Origin of the sequence: Hafnia psychrotolerans (genome assembly GCF_014639435.1) — a bacterium.
Classification (GTDB): domain Bacteria; phylum Pseudomonadota; class Gammaproteobacteria; order Enterobacterales; family Enterobacteriaceae; genus Ewingella; species Ewingella psychrotolerans.
This window is the reverse complement of the sequence record NZ_BMFZ01000013.1, coordinates 1-16,428: the sequence shown is the minus strand read 5'-3', so window position 1 is coordinate 16,428 and position 16,428 is coordinate 1. Positions and strand designations below refer to the sequence as shown.

At 51.5% G+C, this 16,428-nt stretch carries 14 protein-coding genes and 2 tRNA genes; 2 read left to right on the top strand and 14 right to left on the bottom strand.

Translation table 11 applies throughout. The annotated features are described in order from the left end of the window. Positions 1-3 precede the first annotated feature (3 nt). The 7 genes from ilvA to IEV89_RS19060 all read right to left on the bottom strand — a co-directional run bounded on the left by ilvA (position 4) and on the right by IEV89_RS19060 (position 7,951). Positions 4-1,548 (bottom strand): threonine ammonia-lyase, biosynthetic, encoded by a 1,545-nt coding sequence (ilvA, locus tag IEV89_RS19090; RefSeq protein ID WP_188475107.1) that lies wholly within the window; start codon positions 1,546-1,548, stop codon positions 4-6. A 5-nt stretch (positions 1,549-1,553) separates the two neighbouring features. Next, complete coding sequence (ilvD, locus tag IEV89_RS19085; protein WP_188475106.1) at positions 1,554-3,404, bottom strand: dihydroxy-acid dehydratase; 1,851 nt, start codon at positions 3,402-3,404, stop codon at positions 1,554-1,556. A gap of 73 nt (positions 3,405-3,477) precedes the next feature. Further along, positions 3,478-4,407 carry a branched-chain amino acid transaminase gene (locus IEV89_RS19080; protein WP_188475105.1) on the bottom strand — a complete coding sequence of 310 codons (930 nt, stop codon included), beginning with the start codon at positions 4,405-4,407 and terminating at the stop codon, positions 3,478-3,480. A gap of 16 nt (positions 4,408-4,423) precedes the next feature. Beyond that, positions 4,424-4,687 (bottom strand): acetolactate synthase 2 small subunit, encoded by a 264-nt coding sequence (ilvM, locus tag IEV89_RS19075; protein WP_188475104.1) that lies wholly within the window; start codon positions 4,685-4,687, stop codon positions 4,424-4,426. Further along, positions 4,684-6,330 carry an acetolactate synthase 2 catalytic subunit gene (gene ilvG / locus IEV89_RS19070; protein WP_188475103.1) on the bottom strand — a complete coding sequence of 549 codons (1,647 nt, stop codon included), beginning with the start codon at positions 6,328-6,330 and terminating at the stop codon, positions 4,684-4,686. Before ilvG ends, ilvM begins: the two co-directional genes overlap by 4 nt. 147 nt (positions 6,331-6,477) lie before the next feature. Next, positions 6,478-6,579, bottom strand: a complete 102-nt coding sequence (gene ilvL, locus IEV89_RS19065; RefSeq protein WP_188475102.1) for an ilv operon leader peptide — start codon at positions 6,577-6,579, stop codon at positions 6,478-6,480. A 133-nt stretch (positions 6,580-6,712) separates the two neighbouring features. Further along, the gene (locus IEV89_RS19060; protein WP_188475101.1) at positions 6,713-7,951 is read right to left on the bottom strand and encodes an MFS transporter; all 1,239 of its coding nucleotides are present in this window, start codon (positions 7,949-7,951) and stop codon (positions 6,713-6,715) included. A 360-nt stretch (positions 7,952-8,311) separates the two neighbouring features. Here IEV89_RS19060 and IEV89_RS19055 point away from each other — a divergent pair, with 360 nt between their 5' ends. Then, entirely contained in the window at positions 8,312-9,853 is a 1,542-nt protein-coding gene (locus tag IEV89_RS19055; protein WP_188475100.1) for a YifB family Mg chelatase-like AAA ATPase, read from the top strand. 24 nt (positions 9,854-9,877) lie between these two features. Here the strand turns inward: IEV89_RS19055 and IEV89_RS19050 are convergent, their stop codons facing one another. Then, entirely contained in the window at positions 9,878-10,216 is a 339-nt protein-coding gene (locus IEV89_RS19050; RefSeq protein ID WP_188475099.1) for a MaoP family protein, read from the bottom strand. A gap of 118 nt (positions 10,217-10,334) precedes the next feature. On the opposite strand from IEV89_RS19050, the gene hdfR reads away from it, so the two are divergent. Beyond that, on the top strand, positions 10,335-11,162 hold the full coding sequence (gene hdfR / locus IEV89_RS19045) for an HTH-type transcriptional regulator HdfR (RefSeq protein WP_188475098.1): 828 nt from the start codon (positions 10,335-10,337) through the stop codon (positions 11,160-11,162). Between the two features lie 20 nt (positions 11,163-11,182). Here the strand turns inward: hdfR and yjfF are convergent, their stop codons facing one another. From yjfF to IEV89_RS19015, 6 genes are all read right to left on the bottom strand, one after another. Beyond that, on the bottom strand, positions 11,183-12,169 hold the full coding sequence (yjfF, locus tag IEV89_RS19040; protein ID WP_188475097.1) for a galactofuranose ABC transporter, permease protein YjfF: 987 nt from the start codon (positions 12,167-12,169) through the stop codon (positions 11,183-11,185). Continuing rightward, positions 12,169-13,188: a galactofuranose ABC transporter, ATP-binding protein YtfT gene (gene ytfT / locus IEV89_RS19035; RefSeq protein ID WP_188475096.1), complete on the bottom strand. Its 1,020-nt coding sequence runs from the start codon at positions 13,186-13,188 to the stop codon at positions 12,169-12,171. Before ytfT ends, yjfF begins: the two co-directional genes overlap by 1 nt. 10 nt (positions 13,189-13,198) lie before the next feature. Further along, the gene (gene ytfR / locus IEV89_RS19030) at positions 13,199-14,680 is read right to left on the bottom strand and encodes a galactofuranose ABC transporter, ATP-binding protein YtfR (protein WP_188475214.1); all 1,482 of its coding nucleotides are present in this window, start codon (positions 14,678-14,680) and stop codon (positions 13,199-13,201) included. Positions 14,681-14,803: 123 nt separating this feature from the next. Beyond that, entirely contained in the window at positions 14,804-15,760 is a 957-nt protein-coding gene (gene ytfQ / locus IEV89_RS19025) for a galactofuranose ABC transporter, galactofuranose-binding protein YtfQ (RefSeq protein ID WP_188475095.1), read from the bottom strand. 418 nt (positions 15,761-16,178) lie between these two features. Then, positions 16,179-16,254 (bottom strand) — tRNA-Trp (locus IEV89_RS19020). A 53-nt stretch (positions 16,255-16,307) separates the two neighbouring features. Then, positions 16,308-16,384, bottom strand: a tRNA-Asp gene (locus IEV89_RS19015). Between the last annotated feature and the right edge of the window lie 44 nt (positions 16,385-16,428).

Below are 16,428 nucleotides of genomic sequence, written 5' to 3'. Positions count from 1 at the left end.
TTTTTAGCCCGCCAGGAAGAAGCGGAACGCAGGATTATCACTTTCGTTATGACAGTCATAGCCCAGCGCTTTCAGGTTCTGTTCGAACTCCGGCTCCTGCTCATTGAGCTCAAACGCCGCCAGCACGCGGCCGAAATCTGTACCGTGGCTGCGATAATGGAACAACGAAATATTCCAGTGCGTGCCCAACGTGTGCAGAAATTTCAGCAAAGCGCCCGGTGATTCCGGGAACTCAAAGCTGTAAAGCCGCTCGCGCAGAGGCTTGGTTGGACGCCCGCCCACCATGTAACGCACGTGCAGTTTCGCCATCTCATCGTCGGAGAGATCCACCACCTGATAGCCGCCACTTTGCAATTCATCGATGATCTCTTTACGCTCGGCGTGCCCGCGAGTCAGACGTACACCGACAAAAATGCAGGCGTTTTTATCGTCGGCATAACGGTAGTTGAACTCCGTCACTGAACGTCCGCCAAGTAGCTGGCAAAACTTCAGAAAGCTGCCTTTTTCCTCTGGGATCGTCACAGCCAGCAAGGCTTCACGATGCTCACCCAACTCACAACGCTCTGAAACATAACGTAATCCGTGAAAGTTAACGTTAGCACCTGATAAAACATGTGCCAGGCGTTCACCCTGAATGTTGTGTTGCTGCACGTATTTCTTCAATCCGGCCAGCGCCAGTGCCCCGGAAGGTTCAGCAATCGCCCGCACATCTTCAAACAGGTCTTTCACCGCAGCACAAATGGCGTCGCTGTCGACAGTTATCACGTCATCAAGGTATTCGCGACACAAACGGAAGGTTTCGTTACCTATGCGTTTAACCGCGACACCCTCTGCAAATAACCCGACACGCGCCAGATCAACCGGTTCACCAGCATCCAGAGCCGCTCGCAGGCAAGCGGAATCCTCAGCTTCTACGCCGATCACCTGAATCTGCGGCATCAGTTGTTTAATCAAAACCGCCACGCCCGCCGCCAGGCCGCCACCGCCTACTGGCACGAATACCCGGTCAAGATGCGCATCCTGCTGCAATAGCTCCATCGCCAGCGTGCCTTGACCGGCGATCACCGCCGGATGGTCAAATGGCGGCACGAAGGTCATGCCTTGCTGGTGAGCAAGCTCGATGGCTTTGCCTTTGGCTTCGTCGAAATTCGCGCCAAACAAGAAGACTTCGCCACCGAAACCACGCACCGCATCGACTTTGATATCAGCGGTTGCCACTGGCATCACGATCAGCGATTTGATGCCTTTTTTGGTGGCTGACAGCGCGACGCCCTGTGCATGGTTACCGGCCGAAGCCGTAATCACACCGCGGGCCGCCTGTTCCTCAGTCAGGCTGGCAATCATGGAATACGCGCCGCGCAGTTTAAAACTGTGAACAGCCTGGCGGTCCTCCCGTTTCACCAGAATGGTGTTACCCAGCCGGGTTGAGATTTTCTCCATCACCTGTAAAGGCGTGACTTGTGCCACTTCATAGACCGGCGCGCGCAGTACGGCGCGGAGATACTCCGCGCCGCCCGGTTGGTCGGATAGGGGTTGTGATACCGCCATGACCGCTAGCCTCCCAGCTTACTTTTATCGCGGACGGCGCCCTTATCGGCGCTGGTTGCCAGCATGGCATAAGCACGCAGCGCGTAGGACACCACACGTTCACGGTTTTTCGGCGTCCATGCTTTGTCACCGCGAGCCAGTTCAGCCTCGTGACGCGCAGCCAGTTCTGCTGCCGGAACGTCCAACACCATACTGCGGTTTGGAATGTCGATGTCGATAAAGTCACCATCTTCAACCAGCGCAATCATGCCGCCGCTGCCCGCTTCAGGAGAAACGTGGCCGATAGACAAACCTGAAGTCCCGCCGGAGAAACGGCCGTCGGTGATCAGTGCGCACTCTTTGCCAAGACCCATCGATTTCAGATAGGTGGTCGGATACAGCATTTCCTGCATGCCAGGACCGCCTTTTGGCCCTTCGTAGCGGATAACCACCACGTCGCCGGAAACCACTTTGCCACCGAGGATCGCCGCTACTGCGTGATCCTGGCTTTCGTATACTTTAGCCGGGCCACGGAAGGTCAGGTTGGATTTATCCACGCCTGCGGTTTTCACGATACTGCCGGCTTCGGCGATATTGCCGTACAACACGGCCAGGCCACCTTCCAGACTGAAGGCATTTTCCAGCGAGCGGATACAACCTTCGGCGCGATCATCATCCAGCGTGTCCCAGCGGCAATCCTGTGAGAACGCCTGTGTAGTACGAATACCTGCGGGACCGGCGCGGAACATTTTTTTAACGGCTTCGTCCTTAGTCAGCATGATGTCGTACTGATTCAGTGTCTCAGTCAGGTTCAGGCCAAGGATGTTTTTGACATCGCGATTCAGCAAGTTTGCACGATCCAGTTCGCCCAAAATCGCCAGCACGCCACCGGCGCGGTGAACGTCTTCCATATGGTATTTCGGGGTGCTTGGTGCCACTTTACACAGGTGTGGTACGACGCGTGACAGACGGTCGATGTCGATCATATCGAACTCGATACCGCCTTCCTGCGCAGCCGCCAGCAGGTGCAAAACGGTATTGGTCGAGCCACCCATCGCGATATCCAGCGTCATGGCATTTTCGAATGCCGCTTTGCTGGCGATATTGCGTGGCAACGCGCTTTCGTCGTCTTTTTCGTAATAACGTTTTGTCAGTTCAACGATGCGTTTACCTGCGTTGAGAAACAGGTCTTTACGGTCAGTGTGGGTCGCTAGCAATGAACCGTTACCCGGCTGGGAAAGGCCGAGTGCCTCAGTCAGACAGTTCATCGAGTTAGCCGTGAACATACCGGAACAGGAGCCGCAGGTCGGACAGGCGGAGCGTTCGATCTGCGCGCTGTCAGCGTCGCTGACATTCGGGTTTGCGCCCTGAATCATGGCATCAACCAGATCGAGCTTGATGATTCTGTCAGACAGTTTGGTTTTACCGGCTTCCATCGGGCCGCCGGAAACGAAGATCACCGGAATGTTCAGACGTAGTGACGCCATCAGCATTCCTGGGGTGATTTTGTCACAGTTGGAAATACAGACCATGGCATCGGCGCAGTGCGCGTTAACCATATATTCCACGGAATCGGCGATCAGCTCACGTGAAGGCAATGAATACAGCATGCCACCATGCCCCATCGCGATACCGTCATCCACGGCGATGGTGTTAAATTCCTTTGCCACGCCGCCGGACGCTTCGATTTGCTCAGCAACCAGTTTACCCAGATCGCGCAAGTGTACGTGTCCTGGGACGAACTGGGTAAAGGAGTTGACGACGGCAATAATAGGCTTACCGAAATCATCATCGGTCATGCCGGTGGCACGCCATAATGCGCGGGCGCCAGCCATATTGCGGCCATGAGTGGTGGTATGGGAACGGTACTTAGGCATGCTCAGTTCACTCCAAATCATTTCTGTTTAGCAGGCAGCGACATCGCCACCTGCATTATTCTTGTTCTTTAGATTACTGTGGGTTGATGGGATCCAACCAACCCCATTTATCTTCGGTCTTGCCGGTAAACAGACCGAAGAACGCATCCTGAATTTGTTTAGTCACCGGACCACGTTTGCCAATGCCAACCTGAATGCCGTCAACACTGCGCACCGGGGTGATTTCAGCGGCGGTACCGGACATGAACACTTCGTCAGCCAGATACAGCGATTCACGGGACAGAACTTGCTCGCGCACTTCCAGTCCCATATCTTTCGCCAGTTTAATAATTGCGTCGCGGGTAATGCCCGGCAATGCGGAAGAGGTGAATGGAGGTGTAAACAGAATGCCCTCTTTTACTTCAAACAGGTTCTCACCAGCCCCTTCGGACACATAGCCGTGAATGTCCAGCGCGATCCCTTCCTGATAACCGTGGCGGCGCGCTTCGCTGCCGACCAGTAAGGAGGACAGATAGTTACCACCGGCTTTGGCGGCAGTCGGAATGGTGTTGGCGGCAACGCGGTTCCAGGAAGACACCATCGCGTCGATACCCTGCTCCAGCGCCTCTTCGCCCAGATACGCGCCCCATGGGAAGGCGGCGATGATGACGTCAGTTTTGTAGCCATCCGGCGGGTTCACGCCCATGCCAACATCACCCACAAACACCAGCGGACGGATATAAGCACTAACCAGTTTGTTAGTCCGCAGAGTTTCGCGGCAGGCTTCCATCAGCTCATCAACGCTCTGAGTCACAGGCATACGATAGATTTTTGCTGAGTCACGCAGACGCTGCATGTGTTCACGGTGACGGAACACCACTGGGCCTTTGTGCGAGTCGTAGCAACGCACACCTTCGAAGACCGAAGTGCCGTAATGCAATGCGTGGGACATTACGTGGACTTTAGCTTCTGCCCAAGGCACCATCTCGCCGTTGAACCAAATGAAATCAGCTTTCTTGGTCATTCTCTCTTTCCTTCACTCACGCATTCGCGCGTATTTGTTGTGATGTGTGTTGTTGGATCTCGACGCAGGCGACATCCATCAGCTTGCTTAACTGTAAAGACAGTAAATCCACAGACCGCTGGCTGGCAACGGTCAATTCAATATTTATGTTTTCCGCGTTGACCATCGGGCGCATATTCATTGCGCATACCTGAAAACCACGGTGACGCACCACGCGCAGTACGCGCTCTAATATTTCAGGGCGAAAACGCGCCTGGATTGAGACGTTATGTTGCATCATGACATTTCCTCCAACATGGTTTCGTTGCCAGCACCCGGTGGAACCAGGGGCCAGACGTTCTGGCTTTCGTCGATGGAAACCTGAAGTAAATACGGACCTTCACTATTGAAGAAAGCATCCAGGGCGGCATCGACTTGATCTTTACGGCTGATGCGTTGGCCAGGGATATCGAATGCGCTGGCCAGCGTGACAAAATCGGGGTTATCGGAGAGGTTTGTTTCACTGTAGCGCCCATCAAAAAACAGTTCCTGCCATTGTCGAACCATTCCCAGTCGCTGGTTATCCAGCAACAAGATTTTTACTGGCAACTGTTTTCGTTTGATGGTGCCAAGTTCCTGAACGTTCATCATGAATGAGCCATCACCCGATACACAGATCACCATGTCATTCGGGCGCGCAACCTGTGCTCCAACGGCGGCGGGAATACCAAAGCCCATCGTGCCCAGTCCGCTGGAGGTGATGAAGTTTTCAGGACGGGTGAACTGCATGTGTTGCGCGGTCCACATTTGATGCTGACCCACGTCGGTGGTGATAACGGTGTCAGCGGCTTTGCGATCCGAGATCTGTTTCAGCAACAGCGGTGCGTAAATGGCTTCGCCCCGATGCTCGTAACACCATTCACATTGCGCTTTCAGGGTCATTACATGGTCACGCCATGCGTTGAGCGACAGCGGTTGTTTCAGCGCCGGTAATAACGTTTTCAGATCACCTTGCAGCGCCACGTTAGCCTGACGCAACTTGTTCAGTTCGGCTGGGTCAATATCCATATGGATCACCGCAGCGTGCGGAGCAAAGGTATTCAATTTGCCGGTCACGCGATCATCAAAACGCGCACCAACGGCAATCAGTAAATCGCACTCCTGTACCGCCAGATTTGCCGCTTTGGTTCCGTGCATACCCAACATACCGAGATAACATGGATCGCTCACATCCGGTGCGCCCAAGCCTTTCAGTGTGGCAACCGCAGGAATGCCGGTGGCAGAGATAAATTCGCGCAGCGCCGGAACCGCCTGCGCAATGCCCACGCCACCACCGACGTACAACATCGGTTTTTGCGCCGCAGCAATCATCGCACGAGCTTGTTTCAGTTCAGCGGCGGGATGCGGGAAACTTTCCTCAACCGCCAATAGATGCGGGGGCAATTCACCGACAGCCAGCTGGATATCTTTTGGAATGTCGATCAGAACCGGGCCGGGGCGCCCGCTGCTGGCGATGGCAAAAGCCTCTGCCATGATTTCTGGCAGCGCCTCCAGTGATTCAACCAGGAAACTGTGCTTGGTGCAGGCTAGCGATAAACCCAAAACGTCGATTTCCTGGAAAGCATCAGTACCGATAAACGCAGAACCGACCTGCCCCGTAATGGCAACCAGAGGAACAGAGTCCAACAGCGCATCAGCCAGACCGGTGATCAGGTTAGTTGCACCTGGACCTGAGGTGGCGATACACACACCGACTTTACCAGTTGAACGGGCATAGCCTATAGCCGCCATTGCAGCGCCCTGCTCGTGCCGGCACAACAGGTGTTCCACGCCGCCGTCATACAGTGCATCGTATACCGGCATGATTGCACCGCCGGGATAACCAAACACCATATCTACCCCCTGCGCACGCAACGCTTGTACTACCCACTGTGCTCCGTTCATCCTTATTCTCCTGCCTTTTTGCGGCAAGTGCAGAATATTATGCTGTTGCTCATTTTCCGACCTCGCTTCATTGTCCACTAAAATCGCCGACCCAAAAAAAAACCCCGGACCTTTCGGTGCGGGGTTTCTTTTCAGGTTCAGGCTTGTTTAATAAGCCTTTCTTCGTCCAAGTGCAGCCCCGCACGGTGGGATAATAATCACCACCACACGAATCACGATTAGGCTAACGACGAGGAGAAGGGCTTTCATTTTTTGGGTTTCACTAATTCATATTACGAACGATTGCCTACAGAGTTATCACAGTAATGCACTTAGTGACAACATTTTTCTTACGTTATTATTTGCGGACTGTTGCATAATCCGCGAAAAAATATTTGATAAATCAAACCTTAGCGGGATGATCGGCCGTCTGATTATTTATTGCTCCTGCTATCGCTTTTCCGCGCGTATCCTGTCCAAACGCAACCAGTATAGAAATCACGATCGCCACCGTCCCCGCCACAATCGCCATCGCTAAACCATAATTATGGCCATGACTCTCGGCGATGTAAGCCTGTAAGGTCGCATTGACTGAGGCAAGCAAATTCCCCAACTGGTAAACGAATCCCGGAAGTACAGCTCGGGTGTTTGCGGGGACCATTTCTGTGAGATAAGAAGGCACCACACCCCACGCACCCTGCACCATAAATTGCATCAGGAATGCACCCAATCCAATCGTCCATGTGCCGCTGGAGAAGGCCCACAAAGGTATGACCGGTAGTGAGAGTAATGCCGCGATAATAATGGCTTTTTTACGTCCAATCCGCTCCGACAGCGAACCAAAGAAAATACCGCCAATGATCGAGGCGATGGTATAGCCGATGGCAATCAAGCTGACGGTGTGAGCGTCAAATCCGTGCTGAATTTTCAGGAATGAAGGGTAGAGATCCTGAGTACCATGACTGAAGAAGTTAAAGGCCGCCATCAGTACGACCAAATAAAGACATAACTTCCACTGCGACTTGAGTACCGGCAATAGCGCAGTACTTTCTTTACGCTCACGTGCCGCCAGCCAGACCGGAGACTCCTGCACCTTAAACCAGATAAATGGCAGCAGGAAAATGGGGACCGCACCGATGACAAACATGCCGCGCCAGCCAACAGTATTGAAGAACAACCCGTAAACTACCGCCGCCAGCAGGTATCCAAACGGATAGCCCGCCTGAAAAACGCCGGACATAAATCCGCGGGAGCGATCGGGGATGGTTTCCATTGCCAGTGACGATGCAACGCCCCATACCCCCCCCATTGCCACGCCATAAATGACACGTAGGATCAGGAAAATCGTCAGTGAAGGCGCAGCGGCTGTACACAGTTCAAATACTGAGAAGCAGGCGATATTGATCATCAATATCGGTTTACGGCCGTACTTTTCTGCCGCGCGGCCAAATAAAAGCGCACCAATGGGACGCACAGCGAGAGTCAGAAGAATCGCGATGGTGACTTCTTTGATATCGACCTGAAAAGCACTGGCAATATCACTTAACAGAAAGACAAGAATAAAAAAATCGAAAGCATCGAGTGTCCAGCTTAGGAAGCTGGCAATAGCGACATTACGCTGCCTGGAAGTCCAACCGAACATGAGCTGTCTCCTGTACCGGAAAGTGTAGGGTGCGCTCACTGCGATTCCGGCACAGATCAATGAGGCTAAAGGAATGTTAATCGGAAAGATTTAATGTTTAATTTTTGTTAACAACATCATGAATTAAACACCTCTCACGCTGAGCAGGCAACATAATTAGGACGCTAATTTGTTTCCAGATTACGCAAAGTGTTAACGAGTGTTGCTCACTACGTGAGCGGTCTCGCAATCCGGTGCTGAAATTGCAGTACACAAGAATATGATCTCGAGGTTTGCTGGACAGTGCGTATCTGCAGACTCTGTACGTTGGACTTTAAGGCATGCTGGAGTTTTAAGATTATTCATCGCAAGGAAAAACCCATGGCATTAGCGGTGGTATATACCCGCGCTTCTCTCGGCGTACAGGCGCCAGGCGTCTCAGTGGAAGTACATATCAGCAACGGCTTACCCGCGCTCACTCTGGTTGGCCTGCCGGAAACAACAGTTAAAGAAGCCAGAGACAGAGTCCGCAGCGCCATCATCAATGGCGGATTCTCCTTTCCCGCTAAACGTATTACCGTCAATTTAGCACCGGCAGACTTACCTAAAGAAGGAGGTCGCTACGATTTGTCAATCGCTCTGGCGATTCTGGTGGCTTCTGAGCAGCTTTCTGGGGACAAGCTAGGTCAGTATGAGTTTCTTGGGGAGTTAGGCCTCTCCGGAGCTTTACGCGGCGTAAATGGCGCTATTCCGGCGGCAATCGAAGCGCAGAAAGAGGGGAGAATGCTGATCCTACCGACCGATAACAGGCAGGAGATGGCATTACTTGAAACCGGCGTGGCAAAAGTCGCGGACCACCTTTTACAAGTCTGCGCGTTTTTGCAGGGGGAAGAGAGCCTTTGTGACGTTGAGCCAGCCGAAGAAGCAGATATTTCGACAGACCAACCTGATATCGCGGAGATTATTGGGCAGGAACAATCAAAACGGGCGCTGGAGGTCGCGGCAGCGGGCGGACATAACTTGCTGCTTATAGGCCCACCCGGCACAGGAAAAACGATGCTGGCGAGTCGATTACCGGGTTTACTGCCACCACTGACCAATCAGGAAACGCTGGAAACGGCGGCGATTGCCAGTTTGGTTTACAACCCCGAAGATGACGGGCAATTCTCCCGCAAGCGCCCTTTTCGCTCGCCCCATCACAGTACCTCAATGAGCGCACTGGTCGGTGGTGGTTCATTGCCACGTCCCGGCGAAATTTCGTTAGCCCATAACGGTGTTTTATTTCTCGATGAGTTGCCGGAGTTCGAACGCAAAGTGCTTGATGCCTTACGCCAGCCAATGGAGTCAGGCGAAATTACCATTTCGCGGGCGCGCGCCAAAGTGCGTTATCCGGCCCGAGCACAGTTGATCGCAGCCATGAATCCCAGCCCGACCGGACATTATCAGGGCATCCATAACCGGACACCTCCCCAGCAGGTTCTGCGTTATCTCAGCCGTCTTTCGGGGCCTTTCCTCGATCGTTTCGATCTGTCTATCGAAGTGCCTTTACTGCCACCGGGAGTACTCAGTCAGCAAAGCCAACGTCAGATATCGCGCATCAGAGAGAGCAGCAGTCAAGTACGAGAACGCGTGATCGCCGCCAGAAATATTCAGTTGGCTCGTGCCGGTAAAATTAATGCACATCTGAGCAGCAGTGAAGTGGAGAAATATTGCGAACTAAAGAAAGATGATGCAGAGTTTTTAGAAAGCGTTTTGCACAAGCTAGGATTATCGGTCAGGGCCTGGCATCGGATCTTGAAGGTGGCGAGAACATTAGCCGATCTCAGTAATCAGTCTATGATAGAGAAAGTGCATATTTCTGAAGCATTGAGCTACCGGTGTATGGATAGACTATTGTTAAAATTGCATAAAAGCCTGGCATAAAAAACGGGGCAATGCCCCGTTTCATTAATCATCGCTATCAGTGTAATCTTCCACCGTGTCAGCTTGTGGCTTACCGCCGGACAACGTGTGGAATTTTTTTGGTCGACGAGTGCGAATAATATATTTATTCCACACTTTTTCCGCTTCGGTTACTGGCTCACGGGTGCCACGGCAAACCTCTAAAAAGAGTTTTTCTTCATCGGTTGCAGGCTCGCGTTTTCCCAAATCCAGCTCATTGAATGCAAAGCCGTGACGTTCTAGCATTTGCGCTTCTTTAATGGTGAAATCGCCATGCCGGGAGAACCCGCGAGGGTAATGTTTATTGTCAAAAAAACGACTTGTCGTAGTGAAGCTTTCCGCCATCTGACACGCTCCTAATTTACTCATGGTCGTGCTGTTATGGCGCGGAGTATTAGATAGGCTTGATAATGTGTAAAACAAAACATTTAAATCTTAACGACAAAAAATATTGGAGATGGTTTTGGATACGGAATTACTGAAAACCTTTTTGGAGGTCAGTAGAACGCGCCACTTTGGTAGAGCAGCTGAATCTCTCTATTTGACACAATCGGCAGTCAGTTTTCGCATCCGTCAGTTGGAAACCCAACTTGGGGCAAATCTGTTCACCCGTCATAGAAATAATATCCGCTTAACGCCCGCAGGTGAGCGCCTGCTGCCCTACGCGGAAAACCTGATGTCAACCTGGCAAATGGCCAAGAAAGAGGTTGTACGCTCACTACAGCACACGGAATTATCGATCGGCGCAACAGCTGCGCTCTGGGAAGTCTATCTGACGCCATGGTTGCAGGCGCTTTATCGCCAGCGAGAAGCATTACGTCTGGAAGCGCGCGTGGCACTTCGTAATTCTCTGGTCAAACAACTGCATGAAAGACAACTGGATCTTTTGATAACGACTGAGCCGCCAAAAATGGATGAGCTCTCCAGCCAGTTATTGGGCAATTTTTCGTTACGTCTTTTTGCATCAGATAAACAAGATAAAAACGAATACGCACCCTATGTGCGACTCGAGTGGGGTGCTGATTTCACCCAGCAGGAAAACCGTGCCCAAACCAATGAGCTGGAACCCGTGCTGACGACGACGTCCGCCCATCTGACACGCCAACTGCTGGAAACCACCGGAGGCTGTGCCTATCTGCCGACACACTGGGAAAAAGAGTTTCCGCAGCTATCGGCTTACCATGATATTCCACCGGTGATCCGTCCGCTATACGCTGTCTGGTTGCAGAACAGTGACCAACAAGTGTTAATTCGTCAGTTATTAAAAACGCCACTTCTGACCTACTTATAATCGAAAGAACTCTGTGCTCCTCATCCCGCTTCAGGTCGCTGATGGCGGGCACGGCGTGCGATCCAAAATGAGCCCATGCCTTTTTGCAGGGCGATAAAGATGAACAGCAAAATCCCCATCACAATTTTAGTCCACCAGGAACTCAGCGTCCCATCAAAGGTGATATAAGTCTGAATAAGCCCCTGAATCAATACACCAAACAAACTGCCGAGAACGGTTCCTATTCCTCCGCTGAGCAGCGTTCCCCCAATGACAACGGCGGCAATCGCATCCAGCTCCACACCACTGGCTGCGAGAGCGTAACCCGCTGATGTATAGAGTGAAAAAACGATACCCGATAGCACAGCCAGCGTACTGGAAAGCATATAAATATAAATCGTGGTGCGTCGAACAGGAACGCCCATCAGTGCGGCAGAAACGCTATTGCCACCCACGGCGTAAACGTTATTCCCAAAGCGTGTACGGTGCGCGAGGATAATACCGAAGACCACGACCAACAGCATAATCAACGCCAGTAAAGTAAGGCGGCCACCACCGGGCATTTTCCAGGCATAGCTAGCAAGCATGGTATAAAGCGGATGATTAATGGGCAACGACTCTTCAGAAACAATGAAGCTCATGCCACGCACAAAGAACATGCCTGCCAGAGTGATGATAAAAGCGGGCAGTTTCAGCGTGTCGATGATCCACCCCATCAGTCCGCCAAAAATCGCCCCCGCGAAGAGCACAATCACAAAGGCGTAACCCGGCGCAATACCATACACACCAATTAACTTAGCCAATGCAAGACCAGTAAAGGCGATCACTGATCCGACAGAAAGGTCAATACCGCCAGCAAGGATCACGAATGTCATCCCTACGGCAACAATTCCGAGGAAGGCATTGTCAGTCAGCAGATCGAAAAAGACACGAGTCGAGGCAAAACCAGGGAACTGGGTGAAGCAGTAGCCATAACCGACAATGAACACCAAAATGGTGATCAGCAGTGGCAGATTTCGTTTCAGCATTATTCTTTCCTCCGCCATAAGGCACTCAGCGATACCCGTGGAGACTGGGCCACCAAAACAGCTAACACAACCAACGCCTTCAGCACCAGGTTGAATTCCGGTTTGAATCCTGAAAGTAAAATACCGGTGTTCATCCCCTGAATAATTAGCGCACCGATGACAGAAAGTACTAGGTTAAAGCGCCCACCCAACAATGACCCACCACCAATCACAACGGCAAGAATGGCATCCAGTTCAAGCCATAATCCGGCATTATTAGCATCAGCACCGCGAATATCGGCGGTGACGATCACGCCAGCTACCGCGGCGCAGATACCGCAAATCACATAGACAGCCACCAGTACCAGCCGGGCATTCACTCCCGCATAGTAGGAAGAACGGATATTGATCCCGACGGACTCAATAAACAGGCCGAGCGCAGTTTTACGTGTGAGCGCCCAGACGAGTAGCAGCATGACGGCGGCAATGATCACCGGCATCGGCAGGTAACAGAATGAGCCGCTGCCAAATTGTGAAAGACCGTTATGTTCGAAAGTAACAATCTGCCCTTCGGTGATGAGTTGAGCAATCCCTCTTCCCGCCACCATTAACATCAAAGTGGCAACAATCGGCTGGATTTGCAGGACCGCCACGAGGAAGCCATTCCATAATCCACAGGCGGCGCCGACCGCGACCGCGGCCAGAATGACACTCGGCAGCGGATAGCCCTGAACAGTCATAGTGGCTGCGGTGGCTCCTGCAATCGCCATGACGGCCCCAACGGAAAGATCGATACCACCGGTCGCAATCACCAGCGTCATACCGATAGCTAACAGAGCCACCGGCGCGCCGCGGTTAAAAATATCGACCAAGCTGCCAAACAAACGGCCATCCTGAATATGGATCGAGAAAAATCCCGGTGCCACCAGGCTATCAATCAGTAATATCGCCAAAAAAGCACCGAGCTGCGTCGTACCTTTTGGGAATACCCATCTCACTTTGCGCGGTTTTCCTGTCATCGGCAGGCTCCTGTTGTTCATCGCCTTCACCTCATTGAACCGCAATGGCTTTCATAATCGCCGGAACGGATATTTTATCTTGTGTGATCTCTGTAACATGGCGGCGATCGCGCAGGACAACGATACGATCAGCATAGCCAGCCAGTTCCTCAAGTTCAGAGGAGATAACCAACAGAGCTAATCCCTCATCACACAATTTTTCGATCAAGCGGATGATTTCAGCATGAGCACCGACGTCAATGCCGCGCGTGGGTTCATCGAGGATGAGAAAGCGCGGATTCGTGGCTAGCCAGCGTGAAAGCAACACTTTTTGCTGGTTTCCACCTGATAGATATTGAATTTCCTGCTCAGCGCTGGGTGTGCGTATACCAAGTAGTTTGATAAATTTCTCGGCAATCTGATTTTGTTCTTTCAGCGAGAGAGGGCGCAGCCAACCTCGTTGGGCCTGCAGCGCCAGAATAATGTTTTCCCTAACCGTTGCGGCACCAATAATGCCGTCAGTTTTGCGGTCTTCCGGGCAATAGCCAAACCCTAGACTGGCAGCTTTACGTGGTGTATTGATTTTGCACACTTTGCCATCCACGCTGGCTTTACCGGTATCATGACTTTTGATGCCAAAGATCAGTTGCGCGGTTTCGGTTCGCCCGGAACCCAACAATCCGGCAAGCCCGACGATCTCTCCCCGCCGGATATTTAAATCGAAATTATCTACCATTCCCCGACGCCCATATTCCTTAAATTCGACCAGCGGTTCGCCTGTAATAACCCGATGTTCACCACGCTTAAGCAGGCTTTCATCAAAACTGTGACCAAGCATCATCGATACCAAGTCCATACGGGGAAGATCTCGAGTGAGTTCACTGCCAACTAACTTACCGTTACGTAACACAGTGATGCGATCGCTGATGCGATAAACCTGATCAAGAAAGTGGGTGACGAAAATCATCCCAACGCCCTGGCCGCGAAGTTGCTTCAAAATATCGAGCAACATGCTGACTTCTTTGGCATCCAGGCTAGCTGTAGGCTCATCGAGAATCAGTACCTGCGCAGAGAGATCAACCGCACGGGCAATAGCAACGATTTGTTGGATAGCGACGGAATAAGTAGAGAGAGGCTGGCTGACATCAAAGTTCAGGCCATAAGCAGCAAGTAAATCACGTGCTTGTTGTTCCATTCGACGTTGGTTGACGAGCCCAAAGCGGGTAGGCTCGCGGCCTATAAAAAGGTTGGCGGCAACGGAGATATTCGGGAGAAGATTGACTTCTTGATATACCGTGCCGATTCCCAGAGCCTGAGCATGTGCCGTGTTGATAGGATCAATAGCCTGAGCATTGAGATGCACCGTCCCGGCAGAACGCCGGTTAACACCGGTCAGCGCTTTGATCAACGTGGATTTCCCTGCGCCATTTTCCCCCAAAAGTGCCACTATTTCACCGCTATTTAGCGTGAAATCGACTTTATCCAGCGCTTTCACGCCAGGAAATTCAACAGATAAGCCACGGACTTCGAGCAAAGTTTGAGAGCGTGCATTATCCGCCACGATATCAACTCCTACGGTATTTTCCTGAGGTGAAATGGGAATGAATCATTATCATAGACACCCGTCCCGCAAGGCCGCTGAACGGGTGTTTCAGACTTAATAACCCATGTCTTTTTTCATGTCATACTGTTTCTGTGCTGCGTCAGGCAACACCAGAGTTGATTTTGTCTGAATGAATTTTGGCGGCTGAGTACCATCCTTTTTCATAGCAATCAGCGCATCGAAAGCAGGGCCAGCCATGTTTGGCGTGAGTTCGACCGAGGCATTGGACTCACCATTGAGCATAGCTTTGTAGATATCCGGCACGCCGTCGATTGAAACAACTTTGATCTGTGAACCAGGCTTAAGACCGGCTTCTTTAATGGCCTGGATAGCACCAATTGCCATGTCGTCATTATGCGCATAGACGGCACAGATGTTTTTGCCGTTTTGCTCAGCCTTGATGAAGCTCTCCATGACTTCTTTGCCCTTACTGCGCGTAAAGTCACCGGATTGAGAACGCACAATTTTTATGTTTGGCGCAGCGGCCAAAGCATCAGCAAAACCTTTCTTACGGTTCAATGCGACACTCGCGCCCACAGTACCCTGCAACTCAACAACGTTACATGGCTTACCGCCCTCTTCTTTTACCAACCAGTCACCGGCCACTTTACCTTCGTGCACGCTGTCAGAAGCAACGGCTGCGGTATACAGAGAAGGATCACTGACTTCGATGGTGCGATCGAGCAGGAATACCGGGATCTTGGCTTCTTTCGCTTCAGTCAATACCGGTGCCCAACCGGTCGCCACAACAGGAGCGATGAAAATGGCATCCACACCTTGAGCGATAAAGGAGCGAATCGCTTTAATCTGGTTTTCTTGCTTCTGTTGAGCATCCGCAATTTTCAGCGTAATACCACGCTTTTCGGCTTCAAGTTTTGACACTTTGGTTTCTGCGGAACGCCAACCTGACTCAGAGCCGATTTGTGAAAATCCGACAACAAGAGGTGCCGCCTGCGCCATTCCACAAAATGCCGTTGCAACTGCTGCTGCCAATAATAATTTCTTGTACATGGTTCGTTCCTCGCGTGTAGTCCTGCACAGTTTTTTGTTATTGCTTTTCGGATACGGCTAAGACGTCTCTCTAACTCGCCTGTCTTCTATTTGTTCTCTGAAACCAACAAAGAACAAAGGAGAGAGGAGATCGTTAGATTTTTTAGCGTCATAGGACGATTAGTAGTTTTAGTACAAACAAAAAAAAGCGTTATGAGCGCGGTCACATACCTGTATTACAATCATTTAGTGCATGTATTCAGCTAAAAAAACACAAAAAATAAGCGATAAAAAGGCAGAGTTAAGCGTTTAAATGAAGGTAAAAAGAACAAAGGAAGGATAGATAGGAGGGTATTGATATCTAGATGACGTGGAATTTCTATGGATTTTGGGTGTGCACAAACGAAAAAACCCCTCGCTTTCGCGAAGGGTTCTTAAGTGGCAGGGGCGGAGAGATTCGAACTCGCGACACCCGGTTTTGGAGACCGGTGCTCTACCAACTGAGCTACGCCCCTAAATTACGCTTAACATTATGCCTGCTATAATTAGCAGGCATAATTTATATAAGTGGCGGAACGGACGGGGCTCGAACCCGCGACCCCCTGCGTGACAGGCAGGTATTCTAACCAACTGAACTACCGCTCCACCGATTCTGTACTGATATCAGAATAATGCTTCTGATTTCAGGT